The following is a 19,911-nucleotide window of genomic DNA, read 5'->3' as shown; positions in this document are numbered from 1 at the left end:
CGCCCGGCCCCGCCCGGGCGAGCCACGACAGGAGACGAATCGACCATGGGTGCCCTGAGCCATATCCGCGTGCTGGACCTCACCCGCGTGCTCGCGGGCCCGTGGTGCGCGCAGACGCTTGCCGACTTCGGCGCGGACGTCATCAAGGTCGAGCGCCCCGGCGCCGGCGACGACACGCGCCACTGGGGGCCGCCGTACCTGAAGGACGCGGCCGGCGCCGATACGGCCGAGGCCGCGTACTACCTCGCGGCGAACCGCAACAAGCGCTCGGTGACGGTCGACATCGCGACGCCGGAAGGCCAGCAGATCGTGCGCGAGCTGGCCGCGCAGAGCGACGTCGTGCTCGAGAACTACAAGGTCGGGCAGCTGAAGAAATACGGGCTCGACTATGAATCCCTGCGCGCGGTGAAGCCCGATCTCGTCTACTGCTCGGTCACGGGTTTCGGCCAGACCGGCCCGTACGCGCACCGCGCGGGCTACGACTTCATCGTGCAGGGAATCGGCGGCTTCATGAGCATCACCGGCGAGCGCGACAGCGAGCCGGGCGGCGGCCCGCAAAAGGCCGGCGTCGCGATCGCCGATCTCGCGACCGGCCTCTATTCGACGATCGCGGTGCTCGCCGCGCTCGCGCATCGCGACCGCACGGGCGAAGGCCAGTACATCGACATGGCGCTGCTCGACGTGCAGGTCGCGCTGCTCGCGAACATGAACACCAACTTCCTCGCGAGCGGCAAGCCGCCGGTGCGCTGGGGCAACGCGCATCCGAACATCGTGCCGTACCAGACGTTCCAGACGCGCGACGGCTGGATCATCGTCGCGGTCGGCAACGACGGGCAGTTCCGCAAGTTCGTCGAGGTCGGTGGCCGCGCCGAGCTGGCCGACGACGAACGGTTCGCGACCAACCCGTCGCGCGTGCGCCATCGCGACACGCTGGTGCCGATCCTCGCGGAAATGGTGAAGACGCGCGACAAGGCCGACTGGATCGGCGCGCTGGAAGCGGCCGGCGTGCCGTGCGGGCCGATCAACGAACTCGACGAGGTGTTCGACAACGAGCAGGTCGTTGCGCGCGGGATGCAGGTGTCGCTGCCGCATCCGTGCGGCGCCGACGTGAAGCTCGTGCGCAATCCGATCCGGATGAGCGCGACGCCGCCCGATGCACGCACCGCGCCGCCGCTGCTCGGCGCGCAGACGGAGGATGTGCTGCGCGACATGCTCGGCTACGACGATGCGCGCATCGCGGCGCTGAAGGCGAAACAGGCAATTTGAACGACGTGACACGCGGCCCGACTGCCCATGCAAGCGGCGTCGGCCGCGTATATCGGGGGTCAGCGCTGCGCAAGCGTGTCGCACCCGCCAGTCAGTAGCGCGCGCGGCCCCGCGGCGGCTCGGCTACGACGGCGAACGGATCGCGGCGTTGAAGGCGAAGCAGGCGATCCGGCGGCCCTGCGCTGCCCGCACGCCACGGTCAGCCTGCGACCGCCAGCGCGTCGAGCCAGCCGCGCGCCTGCGGCCAGTCACCGAGCCCGCTGTCCGCGTTGATATGGCCGCGCGGGCCGAGATCATGGAAGGTGCTGCCCCACGCGTTCGCGCAACCGCGCGCGAATGCGATCGAGCCGTACGGATCGTCGCCGCTCGCGACCACGCAGGTCGGAAACGGCAGCCGTTCGTGCGGCACCGGCCCGAAGCCGTGTGCGTCGACGGGAAACGCCGGCCCGGCCGGGTCCGGCAATGCGACGAGCAGCGCGCCGCGCACTTTCTCGAGCGCGGCCGGCCGTGCGTAGCGGGTCGCCCACCATGCGGTGGTCAGCGTGCCGAGACTGTGGGCGGCCAGCAGTACCGGCCCCGGCGCGGCTTCCACCGCCCGGTCGAGCGCGAGACACCAGCCGTTGCGGAACGCGCGGTCCCAGTCGGGCATCGCAATGCGTACGAAACGCGCATCGGCACGCTCCCAGCGGCTTTGCCAGTGAAGCGGACCGGAGTTGCCGTAACCCGGCAACACGAAAACGTGAGAGTCACTCATGGAAGGTTCGTCGGCGAATGAAGTCGTTATATGACGTCGACGAAGTGTCGCACACCCGCTCCTCCCTGATGTTGCCTGTCGCTGCCTGTCGAATCGCGGAATGGATGTGCGGAGGATGGTTCGGTCGTGACGCGCGACCTGCGCGGTCACGACCGGTCGGCGCTCATGCGCGCCGGCTTCGATCAGCGCACGCCGGCGCCGACCAGGCCGCCTGCTGCCGCGCCGGCAACGGTGCCGACCGGGCCACCCGTGATCAGGTAGCCGAGCGCGCCGCCCGCGGCTGCGCCGATACCGGCATTACGCTGCGTATGCGTCATCGCGCAGGCGCCGAGTTGCGACAGGGCCGCGACGATTACCGCGGTACGAACGAGAAAAGTGGTCTTCTTCATCATGATTATTGGCTTCCTCCCGCCACGCAAAAGTGTGAATGGCGGCATTGATTCGGTGAAGGCATCATAGGAAAAGCCGAATGCGGCGGGCAATCCGATTTACGTCGTGTTACAGCCGACACACACTGGAGATATTGCGGTACGCAGCGCGCACCGTCGCGTTGCAGCGCCGCAACCCGCGCGGTACCGACCCCGGTCAGGTAGAATTACGGGATTAAACCGGCGCGCTGCGCCGCCACAACCTGACGCCAACCGCATGAGCACCGAACGTAACGACGCCCCCGCGGCTTCCAACTTCATCCGCAACATCATCGACGACGACAACCGCACCGGCAAATGGAGCGGCCGCGTCGAGACGCGCTTCCCGCCCGAGCCGAACGGCTATCTGCACATCGGTCACGCGAAGAGCATCTGCCTGAACTTCAGCGTCGCGCGCGACTACGGCGGCGTGTGCCACCTGCGCTTCGACGACACGAACCCGGAAAAGGAAAGCATCGAGTACGTCGATTCGATCGTCGATGCGGTGCGCTGGCTCGGCTTCGACTGGCGCAAGGATGCGGTCGATCACCAGTATTTCGCGAGCGACTACTACGACAAGCTGTATGAATTCGCCGAACTGCTGATCCAGCGCGGCAAGGCGTACGTCGACAGCCAGAGCGCGGAAGAGATGCGCGCGAACCGCGGCTCGCTGACCGAAGGCGGCAAGCCGTCGCCGTTCCGCGACCGCTCGCCGGAGGAAAACCTCGACCTGTTCCGCCGGATGAAGGCTGGCGAGTTCAAGGAAGGCGAGCACGTGCTGCGCGCGAAGATCGACATGGCGTCGCCGAACATGAACATGCGCGACCCGGTGATCTACCGGATCCGCTATGCGCACCACTACCGCACCGGCGACGCATGGTGCGTGTATCCGATGTACGACTACACGCACTGCATCTCGGATGCGCTCGAAGGCATCACGCACTCGCTGTGCACGCTCGAGTTCGAGGATCACCGCCCGCTGTACGACTGGGTGCTGAACGAGCTCGCGGAAGCCGGCGTGTTCGCGCGGCCGCTGCCGCAGCAGATCGAATTCTCGCGCCTGAACCTCACGTACGCGATCACCAGCAAGCGCAAGCTGCTGCAGCTCGTCACCGAGGGCCACGTAGAAGGCTGGGACGACCCGCGCATGCCGACGATCGTCGGGATCCGCCGCCGCGGCTTCACGCCGGAGAGCATTCACCTGTTCTGCGAACGGATCGGCGTGACGAAAGTCGATTCGTGGATCGACATGAGCGTGTTCGAAGGCGCGCTGCGCGACGACCTCGACGACAAGGCGCCGCGCTCGGTCGCCGTGCTCGATCCGCTGAAGCTCGTGATCGACAACTATCCGGAAGACCTCGAGGAAGCATGCACGGCCCCCGTGCATCCGCATCATCCGGACCGCGGCGTGCGCACGTTCCCGATCTCGCGCGAGCTGTGGATCGAACGCGAGGACTTCGTCGAGAACCCGCCGAAGGGCTATTTCCGCCTGTTCCCGGGCAACAAGGTGCGCCTGCGCTACGGCTACGTGATCGAATGCACGGGCTTCGACAAGGACGCCGACGGCAACGTGACGGCCGTGCACTGCAACTACTTCCCGGACAGCAAGTCGGGCACCGAAGGCGCGAACACGTACAAGGTCAAGGGCAACATCCACTGGGTCAGCGCGAAGCATGCACAGGCGGCTGAGGTGCGGATCTACGACCGGCTGTTCAAGGAGCCGCACCCGGACGCGGGCGGCGCGAACTTCCTCGAGGCGCTGAATCCGGATTCGAAGAAGGTCACGCAAGCCTTCGTCGAACCGGGCGCCGGCGACGTCGCACCGGAAACGCGCCTGCAGTTCGAGCGCCACGGCTATTTCGTTGCAGACCGTGTCGATTCGAAGCCGGGCAAGCCCGTGTTCAACCGGATCGTCGGGCTGCGCGACAGCTGGGGCAAGCCGGCCTGACGGCTCGCTCCGCGCGACGGCGGCCGTGAGGCGCGCGTCGCGCGGCGATAAAAAAACGGCCTTCGGGCCGTTTTTTATTGCGTGTGCGGAAAACGTTGCGGGCCGCTCAGGCTCAGGCTGGCTACGCTCACTCTCCCGCCAGCCGCCGATGCAGATCCGCGAGCGACAGCGTCGTGCGAAACAGCCGGGCGAGGCTGCGGCTCGCATACGCATCGACGTCGGCAGGCGCGGTCCAGCGATACGCGTCCATCTCGGGAATCAGCGAGCCATCGCGGCGGCTCGGAAACAGCGACGTGCACGTGCAGTGCGCGGGATCGATCTCGTCGTCCGCGACCTGCACCGCGAACAGGTGCAGGTCCTTGTCGTGACGGTAGGCGAAGCGGCCGAGATCCACCAGCCGCGCGGCGTCGAACTCGATGCCGGTTTCCTCGCGCAGCTCGCGCAACGCCGCATCGGACGGCGTCTCGCCTGGCTCGCCCTGCCCCTTCGGGATGTCCCAGTGCGTGGTATCGGTTGCATGCGCAAGGAACACGCGGCCGGCCCCGTCGAGGATCACGACGCCGCACGATACCGTGCGGGTCGCACCGCTACGCTTCATCGCACGCGTGCTCAGCGCTTCTGCAGCTGCCACTTGCCCGCGGCCGTCTTGCAGAAGACCGGCTTGAGCGTCATCGTCTGGCCCTTCGCGGCGATTTCGGTCGCGATCTCGCGGCAGGTCTTGCCGTCGTTCTCGGACGTCGACGGCGTGAGCTTCGCATCGATCTGCGTGCCGCGGCCGCTGCTCTGCCACGTCGTGGTCTCGCCGTCCTTGCCTTCGTCGCGCGCCTGCGCGACGGCCTTGGCCAGCGACGCGCGATCGGTCTTGCTGAAGTAGGCCAGCGGCGTGTCGTTCAGGAAGCCCAGGTTGCTCTGTGCGTGGGCGGGCAGCATCGCGGCTGCGCACGCGGCGCCGGCCAGCACGCGCGTGACGACGGAAAGGGATGCACGCATCGACATGTGTTTGTTCTCCTTGGATGTTCGATCGAACGGCGCGGCGCGCGGCCGGTGAATCGGCACGCGCCACGCCTGTCAGCGAGCGAGCATAGCATGCGTGCCGCAACGAACGTCTTCTAGCGCGCCGCCGACGTGGCCGCCGGTTGATAGCCGTCAGTCAGCGTGTTCAGGAACGCGATCACGTCCTTGATCTCGGCCGCGTTCAGCGCGGGCGCATCGCCGCGCTTGCGGTCGAACGGCGGCTCCCGGTTGATGTTCGGCCAATAGCGCTTCGGCAGGTCGTCGTACACCTGCACCTTGCCGTGCACGACCGGATAGAACTTCTCCGGATGAATGTCGCGCTCGGCGTAGAAGCGCATCACGTCTTCCAGCGAGTGATACACGCCGTTGTGGAAGAAGGTCTTGCGCAGCGCGACGTTGCGCAGCGACGGCGTGCGGAACAGCCCGCAGAATTCGTCGCGGCCCTTCAGGTCGGTGCGCTCGGGGCCGCACGCGCCGAGATCGTGAAAGCGCGGATCGCGATTGACCGGCAGTGCGCGATTGCGCGGCACCGCGATCGCGATCAGCCCGAAATCGCTGAACTGCGGCGGGCCGCCTTCGAGGGTGCGCTGGCTGATGTGGCAGCTCGCGCAATTGCCCTTCTTTTCGTCGTTGAACAGCTGCAGCCCGTGCAGCTCGGCAGGCGTGAGCTGCGCGCGGCCGGCCAGATACGCGTCGTACTTGCTCGTGTACGGATCGAACAGCGCCGGCTGTTGCTGGAATGCGTCGAGCGCGCGCAGCACCGCGCCGAACGTCGCCTGGTCGTCGCCGAGCACCTGGTCGCCGAAAGCCTTGCGGAACGCAGCGGCATACGGTGCGGCGCGAACCGCCTTCGCGACCCGTGCCGGCGAGCTGCTCATCTCGAACGGCGACGTGAGCGGAATGCGCGCCTGCGCATCGCGCGTGTCGACGCGACCGTCCCAGGTCAGGCCGCCGGTCGGACCCGCGTCGATGCTTTCGTCGCCTTCGTCCGGCGAATCGTGGAAGTGCTCGCTGAACGGCGGAATGCCGCGCAGGTACTTCAGCGACGGCACCGCGCGAAAGCCGGTACGGTGCATGTCGTCGCCGCCGAGCTGCACCGACAGCGCGTTCGGCGGACCGAACGCATGTTCGGCGCTATGGCACGACGCGCACGCGAGCTTGCCGGACCCGGACAGCGACGGATCGAAAAACAGTTGCTTGCCGAGTGCCGTCATCTGCTTCACGCCTTCGAACACCTGCGCGCGTGTCTGCGGCTGGCCGGCCGGCGCGACCGCCGGGGCGGCAAGCGCGGCCGGCGCTGCCTGAGCCGCCGGCACGACGGACGCGACCGCCGCATTCGCGCCGGGCCGCGCATCGCAAGCGGCGAGCGCCGCGAGTGTGCCCACGAGTGCGCCCACAAGTGCCAGCGTGGCGGCGGCGGGGATCAGCGTTCGAGCGGACGCGAAGGACTTCAGGAGGCTGTGCATCGTCGTTCTTCTTGTAGCGGTGGGCAATCGGCCGGAGCTTATGTCAGTTCCGTGACCGCTGGATGACGTTCGACCGACAGTCAATTGAAAGCGCCCCTACACCCGGCTGTCAAATCGGTTCCAGATAATGCGCGCAGCCGGGCGGTACCGCGAGGTTGGTGCGCCGGCCCTCCCGCCACCCGGTTCCCACACGCGACCACCGCCGAATGAGAGAGAACATCGCATGAAGAAGCACGCCTGGATTCGCTACACGCCGATCGCCCTTGCGGCCGCGCTCAGCCTGACTGCCTGCGGCGGCGACGATGTCACGCAGCAGGGCCTGTCGGCCGTCAAGAACGTCGTCGTGATCTACGCCGAAAACCGCAGCTTCGACAACCTGTACGGCAACTTCCCGGGCGCGAACGGTCTGCAGAACGCGACGGCCGCGAACTCGGTGCAGAAGGATCGCGACGGCTCGACGTTGGCGACGCTGCCGAAGATCTGGGGCGGCCTGACGGCGACCGGCATCACGCTGGCGGTGACCGAGGCGATGACGGCGAACCTGCCGAACGCGCCGTTCGCGATCGACGATCCGAACGGCTTCAACCAGTCGATGAGCATCGCGACGCGCGACATCGTGCACCGCTTCTACCAGGACCAGATGCAGATCAACGGCGGCAAGAACGACATGTACGCCGCGTGGACCGATGCGGGCGGCCTGACGATGGGCCACTACACGCCGGATCCGTCGAAGCTGCCGCTGTGGAAGATCGCGCAGCAGTACGTACTCGCCGACAACTTCTTCATGGGCGCGTTCGGCGGTTCGTTCCTGAACCACCAGTACCTGGTCTGCGCGTGCGCACCGTTCTACCCGAACGCCGACAAGAGCCCGGCAGCCGGCAAGATCGCCGTGCTGAACGCCGACGGCAAGTCGCTGAAGGTCGCGACGAACTCGCCGGCCTCCGCGCTGAGCGGCCCGCCGAAGTTCGTCAACGACGGCGCGCTCACGCCGGACTTCTACGGCATCAACACGATGCAGCCGGCGTATCAGCCGAGCGGCAACAAGGCGGCCGCGGGCGGCGACCCGCTGCTCGCCGATCCGGCCAATCCGTCGACGATGCCGCCGCAGACGGCGACCAACATCGGCGACCTGATGACCAACGCAGGCGTGTCGTGGGCGTGGTATAGCGGCGCATGGGGCCAGGCGCTGCAGGCGAGCCAGAACGGCACGTCGAACGTGATCTACGGCGCCGACCTGTCGACGCCGAACTTCCAGCCGCACCACCAGCCGTTCAACTACTTCGCGAACCAGGCGCCGGGCACCGCGAGCCGCGCGCAGCACCTGCTCGACGGCGGCGCGAACGGCGCCGAGTTCATCAAGGCGATCGATGCGGGCGCGCTGCCGCAGGTCACGTTCTACAAGCCTCAAGGCAACCTGAACGAGCACCCGGGCTACACGGACGTCACGTCAGGCGACCAGCACATCGCCGACGTGATCGCGCACCTGCAGGCCAGCCCGCAGTGGAAGAACATGGTCGTGGTCGTCACGTACGACGAAAACGGCGGCTTCTGGGATCATGCGACGCCGCCGAATGCCGATCGCTGGGGCCCGGGCACCCGCATTCCGGCGCTGATCGTGTCGCCGTATGCGAAGAAGGGCTTCGTCGACCACACGCAGTACGACACGGGTTCGATCCTGCGCCTCATCACGCGCCGCTTCTCGCTGCCGCGTCTCGCGGGCCTGCAGCAGCGCGACGACGCGCTGAAGGCGAACGGCTCGCAGCCGATGGGCGACCTGACGAACGCGCTCGTGCTGTCGCCGAACCTGTAACGGCATCACCCTCACCGCGAACGGGCCGGCCACGCTGTCGGCCCGGACGAACGAAGGGCAGCCCCACGGGGCTGCCCTTTTTCATGCCGCGTGCACGTTGCCGCGCGCCGCCGTCACCAGCCGTACTTCAGCTCGACGCCCGCATAGTCCGCGTTGTGCCCGCCTGCCTGCCGGATCGTGTCGCCCACCTGGAAATGCACGGCCTCGATCGAGCCGATCAGGTTGGCGGCGATCGTCCAGTCCGCGCGCAGCTGCACGTACATGCCCGTCCACAGGCTGCCCTTGCCTGCCGTGCCCGGCACCGGGATGTTCGGCTGCTGATAGACGGCGTCGCCCGTCGTCTCGCGCCACTGGAAACCGAGCGCGCCGAGCAGCGACAGGTTCGCCGACGGTTTCAGCGTCACGGACGGCTTCACGTGAATCAGGTTCGCGTAACTCGTATAGCCGGCGAGCGTGAAGTAATAGCCGTTCGGAAACAGCGGGTTGAAGGTGCCGACGCGGCCGTCATGCGGATGCCGGTCGCCCGATGCCGCATCGACCTGCAGCGCGATGCGCGGCGACCACGGCGCGTCGAGCTTGTAGCCGGCGATCGAACCGACGGCCCACGCCCCGATCGTGGCATTGCCGACCGTGCCGGTCTGCAGCATCGTTTCGAGATCCCAGTCGAAGCGCCCCTGCGTGCCCGTGTAGCGAACGTCCCACACGTCGCGATGCTCGGGGCCGCTCGCATCGAGGAAACGCGCGTTGCTGCGGTTGTAGCGCGACCAGTAGCCGGACAGGTCGCCTAGACCGACCGACTTCCGCTCGAAACGCACGCCGCTGAACGTGAGGTCGCGATTCGACACGTCGTCGAAATCGGATGCGTTGCGGTTCTGCACCGGCTGCGTCGCATAGCCGATGAAGCGCCACTTCCCGTATTCGTAGTCGGCCCACACCGCATCGAACGCCTGCCGCACGTTCGGGCCGTCGCGCACGGCGACGAAACGCTGCAGGTCGAACGCCATCTCCTGACGGCCGACGCGGAACTTGAACGTGCCGCCGCCGAGCGCGCCCGTATAGGTCACGAACGCCTGTTCGAGATCGAGCGGGTTCCTGTCCACCGGCGACACCGTGTTCTTGCCGAACGCGCGTGCGTCCTCCAACTGCACGAAGAACTGCCAGTGCTGGCCGAGATGTGCATCGGCATGCACTTCGATGCGCTGGATCACGTACGTATCCGATTGCGCGGAGCCGATCCCGAACAGCGGCGCGTCGTTGGTCTCGAGCCGCTCGCGCAGGTTCACGCCGAGCGACAGATAGGATTGCGGATCGTTGCCGAGCGGGATGTATTTCAGCCCGTCGAGCCGCGCGCGCGGCACGCAGGGATTCGCGAGCACCGACCAGTCTTCCTGCCAGCGGTTGAACAGCACCGTGGGGCGCTTGGCGGTGCAGGTCGATGCGGTGGCGGGTGCGGTTGCCGGTGTGGTTGCCGATGACGCAGCCGAAGCCGGCGCCGGTTCTTGCGCTGGTTCTTGCGCCGGTCCTTGCGCCGGCGTCGAAGCCGACGTCGATGGCGCCGCCGTTTCCGCGAACGCCGCGTCGGCGCCCGCGAACAGCAGCCCCGCGGCGATCGTCACACGCGCGGCCCGTTCGAACCGGCGGCTGTGGTGTCTCCTCCGTCCCCGCTCAATCATGCGCGCTCCTGCGTGGTCGTACCGGCCGCTTGCGCCGCACACAGGGCAAGCGCAGCAAGCGCGCCGACCGGCACCAGCAACGCCAGGAACCCGACGTAGCGGAACCCGAGCGCACCGCATGCCGCGCCGAGCGCGAACGCGACGATCGCCGGCAGCATCTTGCCGAAGCGTGCCCGTGCGGCAGCACGCGCGCTCTCGGCGGTACCGGGCGACAGCATGTCGACGACATCGAGGATCGCCTGCGTCACGTTGCCCGTCATCACCGTGTTCGGCACGCCGCCCGCGCGCACGATCACGCGCGGATGCGCGTTCTGCACGCCCATCGCGAACGTGCCGACGATGCCGGCCACGAGCGCCGGCAGGCTGTCGGGCTGCGTGACGGGTGTCGCCCACACGCCGGCCGCGCAGAAGCCGAGCAGCAGCACGGCCTGCACGGTGTGCAGCGTGCGCGTGCCCTGCCACGCCGGCCGCCCGGACATCGACCGCGCGATCAGGCTGGCCGCGATCACGCCGCACACGAACGCGGGAAACACGCTGAGCTTCAGCACGACGCCCTGGCCGAAGCCCGCGATGCCCGCGCCGATCAGCACGAAGTTGCCCGTCACGTGCGCGGTGAACAGCCCGAACAGCGCGACGAAGCTCAGCGTATCGACGAAGCCGGCGACCGCGGCAAGGATGGTGTCCTCGTGTTTCATTGCGCCGCGCTCGCGTGGATTTCGGCGACGTAGCCGCCCGGGAACTGCACGAGCGCCGCATCGCGGCCGTCCGATGCGAACGACGGCACGAGCACGGTCACGCCCGCGGCTTCGGCCTTCTTCAGCGTCGCGGCGAGATCCGGCACTTCGTAGCCCGTCATCTCGCGCCCGAACGGATACGGCAGATGGCCGTCCGTCACGAGCACGGTCATCTTGCCGAAGCCCGACTGGATCCGGACCCGGCGATACGTGTCGTTCGGCCGGCCGATCTCGATGCCCGGCGCCTTCAGGTTGTCGGACACCACCTTGCCATTCGAGAACTTGACGAAATCGTGCACGAACTTGCGTACGCTTTGCGACGACACGTACACGCGATTTTCGGGCACGGTCTGCAGCGCGTCGTAGTGCGGCGCCCGGGTATGCCAGTAGAGCTGCATCTTCACGCCGCCCGTCCACGCGATGATCGCGTCGCGGCCGATCGGATCGGGGAACGTGTCGACGATCACGTCGGCCCCATGCTCGCGCGCCGACTTCACGGCAACGTCCATGTCGGTCACCAGGTAACCGGTGCGCTCCGCGCAGAACGGATACGGGATCGGCGTCTTGAAGCCGAACACGGAGACCGTGCCGACCGGCGTCAGCACGAGTTGCGACATCGTCTGGCTCGGCGTCGGCGTGACCTGGAACACGCCCTGCTTCGATCGGGTGCCGCCGAACGTCGCGACCAGACTGTCGGTGAAGCGGTCGAAGTCTTCGGGCGCGACGCACACGTGCGTCGTGTCGTACTGCGGACCGACGGCCACCGTCGGCGTGGCCGCCGCCGGCACCGGCGGTTTCGCGAACGCCACCGGCGCGACGGCAAGACCGCCCGCGAGCATCGCGGCCAGCAGCACGGAACGAATGGATTTCATCACGGGATTTCCTGGTTGTTGCATTGTCATCGAATGGAGCGGCCGTCGTCGGCCGGTTGCCGGGCATCGTCGAGCACGGTGGCGAGCACGAGGGCCGCGATCAGCCCAAGATGCTCGAAAAAGCTGTTGAGCGCCATGAAATGTTCGGCGCCCGAACGGTTCCAGAAATCGTTCGCCACGACCATCGCGACGAGCGTCAGCATGCCGAGCGCGCCGGCGCCGAGCCACGTGAAGCGGCGAAACACCACGCACAGCGAGCCGAGGATCTCGACCGCGATCGCCAGTGCCGCCCACAGCGCGGCCGGATGCAGGCCGAAATGCGCCTGTTCGGCAACCGCGCCGTTGAAGTCGAGCGCCTTCGCGACGCCGCCGAGCAGAAAGGCGGACACCAGTGCGAGACGCACGAGCGGCAGGACCCACGGCTGCGACAGCAGCGCGCGGATCCACACCGGATTGCCGTAGACGGGGCGCGTCGTCATGTCAGACCGCCCAGCACGAACAGCCGAACGCGCCCCAGAAGCCCTTCGCGTCCGTGGTCGGCAACGCGCGGCCCCACGCACGCGCATGCGCGTGGCCGTGCATGCCGCACGCGGTCGAACAACCGCACGCGGCAGCGGCGGCTGCCGCGCGCTGCAGCGGCGCGCCCTCGCGCTGCGTCGCGCCCCAGCCGCCATAGCCGCCGTATGCACGCACCGGCGACCAGTCCGGCATCGCAGGCGGAATCGGCGCATCGTGCGACGCGAACGGCCCCGCGCCCCACACGATCTTCCCGCCGACCACCGTCAGCAATGCGGTCGTATCGGCAATATCATCCTCCGCGCAGGTGAAGAAATCGCGATCCGGGACCATCAGGTCGGCAAGCTGCCCGACCGCGATCCGACCTTTCTTGCCTTCCTCGTTCGAGAACCACGTCACGTACTCGGTCCACATCCGCAGCGCGGTTTCGCGATCGAGCAGGTTGCGCTGCGGATACATGCGCATGCCGCCAACCGTCTTGCCGGTCACGAGCCACGCGAGCGACACCCACGGGTTGTACGACGCGACACGCGTCGCGTCCGTGCCGGCCGATACCTTGAGCCCCTTGCCGAGCATCTTCGCGACCGGCGGCGTCGCCTCGGCGGCTTGCGCGCCGTAGCGCTCGACGAAGTACTCGCCCTGGTACGTCATCCGGTGCTGCACCGCGATGCCGCCGCCGAGCGCGGCGATCCGGTCCATCGACTTCTCCGAGATCGTTTCCGCGTGATCGAAGAACCAGTTCAGCCCTTCGAGCGGAATGTCTTCGTTCACCTTCTCGAACACGTCGAGCGCGCGGCTGATGGTTTCGTCGTAGGTCGCGTGCATGCGCCACGGCCAGCGGTTCTGCGCGAGTACGCGCACGACGCCTTCGAGATCGTCTTCCATCTGCGCCGGCAGGTCCGGACGCGCAACGCGGAAGTCCTCGAAGTCGGCCGCCGAGAACACCAGCATCTCGCCCGCGCCGTTGTGACGGAAGTAATCGGTACCGTCGTGGTACTTGCTGGTCTTCGTCCAGTTGACGAAGTCCTCCTTCTCCGCGTTCGGCTTCTGCGTGAACAGGTTGTACGCGATCCGGATCGTCATCTCGCCCGCGTCGTGCAGCTTGCGGATCACTTCGTAATCGTCGGGATAATTCTGCGAGCCGCCGCCCGCGTCGATCACGCCCGTCACGCCGAGCCGGTTCAGCTCGCGCATGAAGTGACGCGTCGAGTTGTACTGATAGTCGAACGGCAGCTTCGGCCCCTTCGCGAGCGTCGCGTACAGGATCGTCGCGTTCGGGTTCGCGAGCAGCAGGCCCGTCGGGTTGCCCGCGGCGTCGCGCAGGATCGTGCCGCCCGGCGGCTCCGGCGTGTCCTTCGTATAGCCGACGACGCGCAGCGCCGCCGCGTTCAGCAGCGCGCGATCGTACAGGTGCAGGATGAACACCGGCGTATCGGGCGCGACCGCATTGAGTTCGGCGATCGTCGGCAGGCGCTTCTCCGCGAACTGGTGCTCGGTGAAGCCGCCGACCACGCGCACCCATTGCGGCGCCGGCGTGATCGCGACCTGCTGCTTGAGCATCTCCATCGCGACGGCGAGCGAGCGCACGCCGTCCCAGCGCAGTTCCATGTTGTAGTTCAGGCCGCCGCGAATCACGTGCGTGTGGTTGTCGGTCAGGCCCGGCAGCACCGTGCGGCCGTCGAGGTCGACCACCTTCGTTGCACGGCCCGCGAGCGGCATCACGTCGGTGTTGCTGCCGACCGCGACGAAGCGGCCGTCCTTGATCGCGACCGCGGTCGCGACGGGGTTTGCACGATCGAGCGTCGTGATGCGCCCGTTGTGCAGGATCAGATCCGGTTGAGTATCGGTTGCGCTCATTGATATGTCCTCGATGCGATCAGAAGCCGAGCCAGTGGCGAATGGCGCCGATTGCCTGCGTGCCGATCAGCATGCCGGCCAGCCCAATCAGCGCGATCAGCGGCGGCGCGGGCGAGCGCACCTTGATCACGCTGTACACGACGCCGATCAGCACGCCGGCCCCCAACGACAATAGATAAGATTCCATAACGATTTATTCTCCCGGCCGGATTAGAATGAGCCGCTTCGCGCCGCCCGCATCCTGTGCTGTCGCCGCATCCACTTCGCTTCGCTGCCACCCTGTCCGACCATGCAACACCTTCCTGATCTCGAAGCCTGGGCCATCTTCGCGCGCGTCGCGGAGACGGGCTCGTTCGCGAAAGCCGCGGAACTGCTCGGCGTGTCGCAACCGACTGTGTCGAAGGCGATCGCGCGCCTCGAAAAGCGCCTCGGCGCAATGCTGCTGTACCGCACGTCGCGCAAGCTGTCGCTCACGCCGACCGGCGAACTGCTGCGCGACCGCGCGATCCGGCTGCTCGCCGATGCGGAACTGATCGAGAGCGAGGCCACCGCGCAGGCGCTCGAGCCGCACGGCCTCGTGCGCGTGAACGCGCCGATGTCGTTCGGGTTGCACCATCTGTCGCCGGTGCTGCCGGCGTTTCTTGAACGCTACCCGCGCGTCGACGTCGACCTCGTGCTCACCGACCACATCGTCGACATCGTGTCCGGCGGCTTCGACGTCGCGGTCCGGATCGCCGAATTGAGCGATTCGTCGCTGCGCTCGCGCCGGCTGTGCGCGGTGCGCCGGCCGCTCGTCGCATCGCCCGCGTACCTCGACCGGCATGGCCGGCCCGAGCATCCGCGCGACATCGAACAGCACGTGTGCCTCACCTACACGAACCTGCCGACGCCCGAGTACTGGCGCTTTCATCACGCGGCATCGGGCGACGACTTCGGCGTGAACGTGCACGGACGCATCCGCACCAACAACGCCGACGTGATCGTCCCCGCGCTCGTCGCCGGGCACGGGCTCGCGCTGCAGCCCGAGTTCCTGGTGTGGGACGAGCTGCAGCGCGGGGAACTCGAGGAAGTGATGTGCGACTGGAGAATCGCCGACATCAACGTCAACCTCGTCACGCCGCCCGGCATGCTGCGCGCCGCGCGCGTGACGGTGCTGCTGGAGTTTCTCGCCGAACATTTCTCGCGCGCGCCGTGGGCGGTGCCGGCGGACTGAGCGGGCGACGGCCGGCGCGTATCGCGGCCGGATGCCCGTTGCCGGTTGCCCGTCGCCCGCCGCCGGTCGCCGTACGCCGGATGCCCGTACGCCGGATGCCCGTATGCCGGATGCCCGTATGCCGGTTGCCCGTCGCCCGTTACTTCGCCGGGACGGCCGGGATCGACTCGTGCGGCGTCGCGGTACGCTGCGGTGCCTTGTGGACCATCGTGTATGCGTAGTCCACGCCCATCCCGTATGCGCCCGAATGCTCCTTCGCGATCGCCATCACCGCGTCGTACGAGTCGCGTCGCGCCCAGTCGCGCTGCCATTCGAGCAGGACCTGCTGCCACGTGACCGGCACCACGCCGGCCTGCACCATCCGCTGCATCGCGAAATCGTGCGCGGCCTGCGACGTGCCGCCCGATGCGTCGGCCACCATGTAGATCTCGTATTCGCCTTCGAGCATCGCGCACAGCGCGAACGTCGTATTGCAGACTTCGGTCCACAGGCCCGACACGACCACCTTCTTGCGGCCGTTCGCGGCCAGCGCGTCGCGCACCTTCTGGTCGTCCCACGAGTTCATCGACGTGCGTTCGAGCGTCTTCTGGTTCGGGAACACGTCGAGCAGTTCGGGGTAAGTGTGACCGGAGAAAGCCTCGGTCTCGACCGTCGTGATCGTGGTCGGGATGTTGAACACCTTCGCGGCCTTCGCGAGCCCGACGACGTTGTTCTTCAGCGTCTGGCGATCGATCGACTGCACGCCGAACGCCATCTGCGGCTGCTGGTCGATGAAGATCAGCTGGCTGTTGTGCGGCGTCAGTACTTCAAGTTTCGGGTTGCTCATGGCGTGATCATCCTTGGAATGGAAAGGGGGTCTTGCCTCGCCGCAAACGCGAGAGGCTTCGAGCAGGTACTACGTCGGGTCAGCGTCGTCCGTCTCGATTCATTAAAACCGCAATCCTCTGGCGAGAACATCCAACAAATGGAATCACTGGGATTCCAGAATAGGCGGTCGATCAAGGGCAATCCGCCCTTTTTTTCTTCACGTAAACCCGATACGCTTCCAGGACCTCGGCGATGCACGCGTCGCCGCCCATCGTCCGATCACGAGACCACGAGACGCCCATCATGAAAGCCCATGTCTTCTCGCTGCTCGCCGGCATCCTCGCCGGCGTCATCTACGGCGCGATCGGCGTGAACTCGCCGGCGCCGCCGATCATCGCGCTCACCGGCCTGCTCGGGATGCTCGCCGGCGAACAGATCCTGCCCGTCGCGCGGCGCATGCTCGCCGGCCACCGGCTGAACGCCGCATGGCGCGATGCGAAGTGCAGCCAGCACATGTTCGGCGCGTTGCCGGGCGGTAGCACCAACGAACGCAAGCCGTCGTGATGCGCCGCACCACCCTGCGCCGCGCATGACCAACGTCGAGCTGTTTCATTACCTGCTGCTGTTGATCTGCGGCGCGGGTGCGCTCACGTGGCTCGCCGAACGGATCTCGATTCCGCCGGCCGTCGTGCTGCTGCTCGGCGGCTGCGTGGTGGCCGTCGCCGGCAAGCGCGTGCCCGACATGGACCCGGCGCTGCTGCTCGCCGCCGTGCTACCGCCGCTGCTGATGTCGAGCGGCTTCTACACCGCATGGAAGGAATTCCGGCACGAGCTCGGCGCGATCGCATCGCTCGCGCTCGGCGCGGTGGTGTTCACGACGGTGGCGGTCGCGCTCGCCGTGCATGCGGTCAATCCCACGTTGCCGTGGGCCGCGTGCTTCACGCTCGGCGCGATCGTGTCGCCGCCCGACGCGGTCGCCGCGAAGGCGATCCTGCAGCGCCATCCGTTGCCCGCGCGGCTCGTCGCGGTGCTCGAAGGCGAAAGCCTCGTGAACGATGCGTCCGGCCTGCTGCTGTATCAGATGGCCGTGTCGGCGGCGCTGGCGGTCACGATCACGACCGCGAGCGCCACCGGCCTGTTCTTCTCGCTCACGCTGATCGGCATCGCGGTCGGCCTCGCGTGCGGCCATGCGATGTGCTGGGTGCTGCAGCGCCTGCGCGAGCCGATGCTCGGGATCGTCGTGACCTTCGCGATGGCATGGGGCAGCTACGGGATCGCGGAAGCCGTGCATGGTTCCGGCGTGCTGTCGGTCGTGACCTGCGGCCTCGTGCTCGGCGTGCGCCAGCATCGCGTGTTCGGCGCCGACATGCGGATCAAGGCCAAGGCGACCTGGGAAGCGATCGTGTTCGTCCTCGACGCGCTCGTGTTCATCCTGATCGGCCTCGCGCTGCACGCGATCCTCGCCGGCGTGAACCATGAAGGCGCGGTGCTGATGGCCGGGCTGCGCGTCGCTCTGCCGGCCACCGCCGCCGCGATCGCCGCACGGCTCGTGTGGGTGTTCGTCGCGATGTGGCTGCCGGGGCGCCTGCGTGCTCGGCGCGCGGGCCATGCACCGTGGTCGTGGCGCGAGGCCGTCGTGCTCGGCTGGTCCGGCATGCGCGGCGTCGTGAGCCTCGCGGCCGCGATCGCGCTGCCTGCCAACTTCCCCGGCCGCGACCTGATCCTGTTCAGCACGTTTCTGCTGATCATCGCGACGCTGGTCGTGCAAGGCGGCACGCTCGCGCCGCTGATCCGCCTGCTGAAGCTGCGCCCGGCCGCGCGGCACACGATGTCCGAGCACGCGGTGCGCGCGCATACGTTCGGCGCGGCGCTTGCCGAGCTCGATGCGCGCGAGCAGCGCGGCTCGAACCTCGAACGCGCGTCGCTCGACCGGCTGCTGGCCGAATACCGAAGCCGCGTCGCGTTCAACGAACGCGCGCATCGCGACGGCGCCGAGCCCGCCGACGTGCGCGCGCGGATGCTGCGCGTCGAGCTGGAACTGGTCGGCGTGTCGCGCGACGCGCTGCTCGACCTGCATCGCGACGGCCGGGTCGACGACGCGGTGCTGCACCGCATAGAATCCGAGCTGGATTTCGAGGAGCTGCGGCTGCAGCGCCTGCTCGAACCCTGACGCGCCGGCCGCCGGCCCATCCCGTTTCCCCAACTGGAATTCCAATGAGCGAACTGTCCGTCGAAGCGAGCATCGGCTCGGTCGATTACCTGGTCCATTTCACCGACGGCGTGCATCAGTGGCGCGCCGACGAGCCGGCATCGCTCGGTGGCGGCGACGCCGCACCGACGCCGGTCGCCCTGCTGCTGTCGAGCCTCGGCGCGTGCACCGCGATCACGCTGAAGATGTACGCGCAACGCAAGGGCTGGCCGCTCGCCGAAGTGCACGTGAAGCTCGCGCACGAATCGGGCAGCGCGGGCAGCACGATCGTGCGCCGCATCACGCTCGACGGCGACCTGACCGACGAGCAGCGCGAGCGCCTGCTGCAGATCGCGAACGCATGCCCGGTACACAAGATCCTCACGCACCCGATCACGATCGATACGGCAGTCGTCTGACGCATCGCCCACCGAACCCGAGAGCCTCACCATGTCCGCTTCGATCAAGACCCTGCTCACGCCGCGCGAGAGCGACATCGGCAACCTCGTCGTGCGCCGCGTGCTGCCCGCGCGCGCCGCGCGCCTGGTCGGCCCGTTCATCTTCTTCGACGAGATGGGCCCTGCCGTGCTGCCGGCCGGCAGCGGCATCGACGTGCTGCCGCATCCGCACATCGGTCTCGCGACCGTCACCTACCTGTTCGACGGCACGCTGATGCACCACGACAGCCTCGGCTTTCGCCAGAAGATCGTGCCCGGCGACGTGAACTGGATGACGGCCGGGCGCGGCATCGTCCACTCGGAGCGTTCGCCCGACGAGGATCGTCCGCGTGACCAGCCGGTGCACGGGATCCAGACCTGGGTCGCGCTGCCGGTCGAGCACGAGGACACCGCGCCCGCGTTCGCGCACCACGCGGCCGACACGCTGCCGTCGTTCACGCGCGACGGCGCGACCGTGCGCGTGATCGCGGGCACCGCGTTCGGTCTCACGTCGCCGGTCGAAGTGTTCTCGCCGACGCTCTATGCGTACGCGGAATTCGTGGCGGGCGGCCAGCTCGCGCTCAATGCGGAACACGACGAGCGCGGCGTGTATCTCGTCGACGGCGACCTCACGATCGACGGCACGCCGCTCGCGCCCGCGACGATGGCCGTGCTCGAACCCGCCGCGAGCGTGGCGCTCGCGAGCGCGAACGGCGCACGCGTGATGCTGCTCGGCGGTGCGCACCTGCCGGGCGAGCGATTCATCGAATGGAATTTCGTGTCGAGCGAGCGCGCGAAGATCGACGCGGCGCGCCACGCGTGGGCCGCGCAGACCTTCGGCAAGGTGCCGGGCGAAGAAAACGAGTGGACGCGCCAGCCGGAGCGCAAGGCGCAATAAAGCGCAGTAACGCTGCGATCGATCGAGGTCCATCGACACACGACGAGCGGC

20 protein-coding genes are annotated in these 19,911 nt (G+C 67.7%); 8 read left to right on the top strand and 12 right to left on the bottom strand.

The genetic code is table 11. The features are described 5' to 3' along the window. The first annotated feature begins 45 nt into the window (after nucleotides 1-45). On the top strand, nucleotides 46-1,266 hold the full coding sequence (locus tag C7H84_RS16920; protein WP_121859850.1) for a CaiB/BaiF CoA-transferase family protein: 1,221 nt from the start codon (nucleotides 46-48) through the stop codon (nucleotides 1,264-1,266). Between the two features lie 199 nt (nucleotides 1,267-1,465). Here the strand turns inward: C7H84_RS16920 and C7H84_RS16915 are convergent, their stop codons facing one another. Together C7H84_RS16915 and C7H84_RS16910 are read right to left on the bottom strand one after the other, a co-directional pair. Next, nucleotides 1,466-2,020: an alpha/beta hydrolase gene (locus C7H84_RS16915; protein WP_121859849.1), complete on the bottom strand. Its 555-nt coding sequence runs from the start codon at nucleotides 2,018-2,020 to the stop codon at nucleotides 1,466-1,468. A 182-nt stretch (nucleotides 2,021-2,202) separates the two neighbouring features. After that, the gene (locus tag C7H84_RS16910) at nucleotides 2,203-2,412 is read right to left on the bottom strand and encodes an ornithine acetyltransferase (protein WP_006497729.1); all 210 of its coding nucleotides are present in this window, start codon (nucleotides 2,410-2,412) and stop codon (nucleotides 2,203-2,205) included. Between the two features lie 253 nt (nucleotides 2,413-2,665). On the opposite strand from C7H84_RS16910, the gene C7H84_RS16905 reads away from it, so the two are divergent. Continuing rightward, complete coding sequence (locus C7H84_RS16905) at nucleotides 2,666-4,375, top strand: glutamine--tRNA ligase/YqeY domain fusion protein (RefSeq protein ID WP_121859848.1); 1,710 nt, start codon at nucleotides 2,666-2,668, stop codon at nucleotides 4,373-4,375. 127 nt (nucleotides 4,376-4,502) lie between these two features. Here the strand turns inward: C7H84_RS16905 and C7H84_RS16900 are convergent, their stop codons facing one another. From C7H84_RS16900 to C7H84_RS16890, 3 genes are all read right to left on the bottom strand, one after another. Continuing rightward, nucleotides 4,503-4,973, bottom strand: coding sequence for an NUDIX hydrolase (locus C7H84_RS16900; protein ID WP_121859847.1), 471 nt, complete (start codon nucleotides 4,971-4,973; stop codon nucleotides 4,503-4,505). 11 nt (nucleotides 4,974-4,984) lie between these two features. Then, entirely contained in the window at nucleotides 4,985-5,371 is a 387-nt protein-coding gene (locus C7H84_RS16895; RefSeq protein ID WP_121859846.1) for a hypothetical protein, read from the bottom strand. 113 nt (nucleotides 5,372-5,484) lie between these two features. Beyond that, nucleotides 5,485-6,855, bottom strand: a complete 1,371-nt coding sequence (locus C7H84_RS16890; protein ID WP_121859845.1) for a cytochrome c peroxidase — start codon at nucleotides 6,853-6,855, stop codon at nucleotides 5,485-5,487. A 223-nt stretch (nucleotides 6,856-7,078) separates the two neighbouring features. On the opposite strand from C7H84_RS16890, the gene C7H84_RS16885 reads away from it, so the two are divergent. Then, a complete protein-coding gene (locus C7H84_RS16885; protein WP_121859844.1) occupies nucleotides 7,079-8,665 on the top strand; it encodes an acid phosphatase in 1,587 nt (528 codons plus the stop codon). Nucleotides 8,666-8,778: 113 nt separating this feature from the next. Here the strand turns inward: C7H84_RS16885 and C7H84_RS16880 are convergent, their stop codons facing one another. The 6 genes from C7H84_RS16880 to C7H84_RS16855 are packed head-to-tail and all read right to left on the bottom strand — an operon-like array spanning nucleotide 8,779 to nucleotide 14,504. Then, nucleotides 8,779-10,338 carry an alginate export family protein gene (locus C7H84_RS16880; RefSeq protein WP_121859843.1) on the bottom strand — a complete coding sequence of 520 codons (1,560 nt, stop codon included), beginning with the start codon at nucleotides 10,336-10,338 and terminating at the stop codon, nucleotides 8,779-8,781. After that, nucleotides 10,335-11,033: a YoaK family protein gene (locus C7H84_RS16875; protein ID WP_121859842.1), complete on the bottom strand. Its 699-nt coding sequence runs from the start codon at nucleotides 11,031-11,033 to the stop codon at nucleotides 10,335-10,337. Before C7H84_RS16875 ends, C7H84_RS16880 begins: the two co-directional genes overlap by 4 nt. Continuing rightward, a complete protein-coding gene (locus C7H84_RS16870) occupies nucleotides 11,030-11,944 on the bottom strand; it encodes a glyoxalase (RefSeq protein ID WP_121859841.1) in 915 nt (304 codons plus the stop codon). The genes C7H84_RS16875 and C7H84_RS16870 overlap by 4 nt, the downstream gene beginning before the upstream one ends. Nucleotides 11,945-11,970: 26 nt before the next feature. Then, the gene (locus C7H84_RS16865) at nucleotides 11,971-12,423 is read right to left on the bottom strand and encodes a DoxX family protein (RefSeq protein WP_121859840.1); all 453 of its coding nucleotides are present in this window, start codon (nucleotides 12,421-12,423) and stop codon (nucleotides 11,971-11,973) included. 1 nt (nucleotide 12,424) lies between these two features. After that, a complete protein-coding gene (locus C7H84_RS16860) occupies nucleotides 12,425-14,317 on the bottom strand; it encodes an amidohydrolase (protein WP_121859839.1) in 1,893 nt (630 codons plus the stop codon). Nucleotides 14,318-14,336: 19 nt separating this feature from the next. After that, entirely contained in the window at nucleotides 14,337-14,504 is a 168-nt protein-coding gene (locus C7H84_RS16855) for a DUF1427 family protein (RefSeq protein ID WP_121859838.1), read from the bottom strand. A 102-nt stretch (nucleotides 14,505-14,606) separates the two neighbouring features. On the opposite strand from C7H84_RS16855, the gene C7H84_RS16850 reads away from it, so the two are divergent. Next, complete coding sequence (locus tag C7H84_RS16850; RefSeq protein WP_121859837.1) at nucleotides 14,607-15,530, top strand: LysR family transcriptional regulator; 924 nt, start codon at nucleotides 14,607-14,609, stop codon at nucleotides 15,528-15,530. Between the two features lie 139 nt (nucleotides 15,531-15,669). Here the strand turns inward: C7H84_RS16850 and C7H84_RS16845 are convergent, their stop codons facing one another. Continuing rightward, a complete protein-coding gene (locus C7H84_RS16845) occupies nucleotides 15,670-16,356 on the bottom strand; it encodes a hydrolase (protein ID WP_121859836.1) in 687 nt (228 codons plus the stop codon). Between the two features lie 284 nt (nucleotides 16,357-16,640). On the opposite strand from C7H84_RS16845, the gene C7H84_RS16840 reads away from it, so the two are divergent. From C7H84_RS16840 to C7H84_RS16825, 4 genes are read left to right on the top strand one after another with little or no spacing between them, the layout of a single operon-like run. Continuing rightward, entirely contained in the window at nucleotides 16,641-16,901 is a 261-nt protein-coding gene (locus tag C7H84_RS16840) for a XapX domain-containing protein (protein WP_121859835.1), read from the top strand. A gap of 25 nt (nucleotides 16,902-16,926) precedes the next feature. After that, complete coding sequence (locus tag C7H84_RS16835; protein WP_121859834.1) at nucleotides 16,927-18,507, top strand: sodium:proton antiporter; 1,581 nt, start codon at nucleotides 16,927-16,929, stop codon at nucleotides 18,505-18,507. Nucleotides 18,508-18,551: 44 nt separating this feature from the next. Beyond that, nucleotides 18,552-18,944, top strand: a complete 393-nt coding sequence (locus C7H84_RS16830) for an OsmC family protein (protein ID WP_121859833.1) — start codon at nucleotides 18,552-18,554, stop codon at nucleotides 18,942-18,944. Nucleotides 18,945-18,975: 31 nt separating this feature from the next. Beyond that, nucleotides 18,976-19,860, top strand: a complete 885-nt coding sequence (locus C7H84_RS16825) for a pirin family protein (protein ID WP_121859832.1) — start codon at nucleotides 18,976-18,978, stop codon at nucleotides 19,858-19,860. The last annotated feature ends 51 nt before the right edge of the window (nucleotides 19,861-19,911 follow it).

Source organism: Burkholderia sp. Nafp2/4-1b (genome assembly GCF_003635165.1).
Lineage (GTDB): Bacteria > Pseudomonadota > Gammaproteobacteria > Burkholderiales > Burkholderiaceae > Burkholderia.
Note: the sequence above shows the minus strand (reverse complement) of the source record. Positions and strands in the feature narration are given on the sequence as shown.

Excerpts from the sequence above, each read along its gene's own strand:
- C7H84_RS16920 (WP_121859850.1), top strand. The coding sequence starts at position 46 with ATGGGTGCCCTGAGCCATATCCGCGTGCTGGACCTCACCCGCGTGCTC.
- C7H84_RS16915 (WP_121859849.1), bottom strand. The coding sequence starts at position 2,020 with ATGAGTGACTCTCACGTTTTCGTGTTGCCGGGTTACGGCAACTCCGGT.
- C7H84_RS16910 (WP_006497729.1), bottom strand. The coding sequence starts at position 2,412 with ATGATGAAGAAGACCACTTTTCTCGTTCGTACCGCGGTAATCGTCGCG.
- C7H84_RS16905 (WP_121859848.1), top strand. The coding sequence starts at position 2,666 with ATGAGCACCGAACGTAACGACGCCCCCGCGGCTTCCAACTTCATCCGC.
- C7H84_RS16900 (WP_121859847.1), bottom strand. The coding sequence starts at position 4,973 with ATGAAGCGTAGCGGTGCGACCCGCACGGTATCGTGCGGCGTCGTGATC.
- C7H84_RS16895 (WP_121859846.1), bottom strand. The coding sequence starts at position 5,371 with ATGTCGATGCGTGCATCCCTTTCCGTCGTCACGCGCGTGCTGGCCGGC.
- C7H84_RS16890 (WP_121859845.1), bottom strand. The coding sequence starts at position 6,855 with ATGCACAGCCTCCTGAAGTCCTTCGCGTCCGCTCGAACGCTGATCCCC.
- C7H84_RS16885 (WP_121859844.1), top strand. The coding sequence starts at position 7,079 with ATGAAGAAGCACGCCTGGATTCGCTACACGCCGATCGCCCTTGCGGCC.
- C7H84_RS16880 (WP_121859843.1), bottom strand. The coding sequence starts at position 10,338 with ATGATTGAGCGGGGACGGAGGAGACACCACAGCCGCCGGTTCGAACGG.
- C7H84_RS16875 (WP_121859842.1), bottom strand. The coding sequence starts at position 11,033 with ATGAAACACGAGGACACCATCCTTGCCGCGGTCGCCGGCTTCGTCGAT.
- C7H84_RS16870 (WP_121859841.1), bottom strand. The coding sequence starts at position 11,944 with ATGAAATCCATTCGTTCCGTGCTGCTGGCCGCGATGCTCGCGGGCGGT.
- C7H84_RS16865 (WP_121859840.1), bottom strand. The coding sequence starts at position 12,423 with ATGACGACGCGCCCCGTCTACGGCAATCCGGTGTGGATCCGCGCGCTG.
- C7H84_RS16860 (WP_121859839.1), bottom strand. The coding sequence starts at position 14,317 with ATGAGCGCAACCGATACTCAACCGGATCTGATCCTGCACAACGGGCGC.
- C7H84_RS16855 (WP_121859838.1), bottom strand. The coding sequence starts at position 14,504 with ATGGAATCTTATCTATTGTCGTTGGGGGCCGGCGTGCTGATCGGCGTC.
- C7H84_RS16850 (WP_121859837.1), top strand. The coding sequence starts at position 14,607 with ATGCAACACCTTCCTGATCTCGAAGCCTGGGCCATCTTCGCGCGCGTC.
- C7H84_RS16845 (WP_121859836.1), bottom strand. The coding sequence starts at position 16,356 with ATGAGCAACCCGAAACTTGAAGTACTGACGCCGCACAACAGCCAGCTG.
- C7H84_RS16840 (WP_121859835.1), top strand. The coding sequence starts at position 16,641 with ATGAAAGCCCATGTCTTCTCGCTGCTCGCCGGCATCCTCGCCGGCGTC.
- C7H84_RS16835 (WP_121859834.1), top strand. The coding sequence starts at position 16,927 with ATGACCAACGTCGAGCTGTTTCATTACCTGCTGCTGTTGATCTGCGGC.
- C7H84_RS16830 (WP_121859833.1), top strand. The coding sequence starts at position 18,552 with ATGAGCGAACTGTCCGTCGAAGCGAGCATCGGCTCGGTCGATTACCTG.
- C7H84_RS16825 (WP_121859832.1), top strand. The coding sequence starts at position 18,976 with ATGTCCGCTTCGATCAAGACCCTGCTCACGCCGCGCGAGAGCGACATC.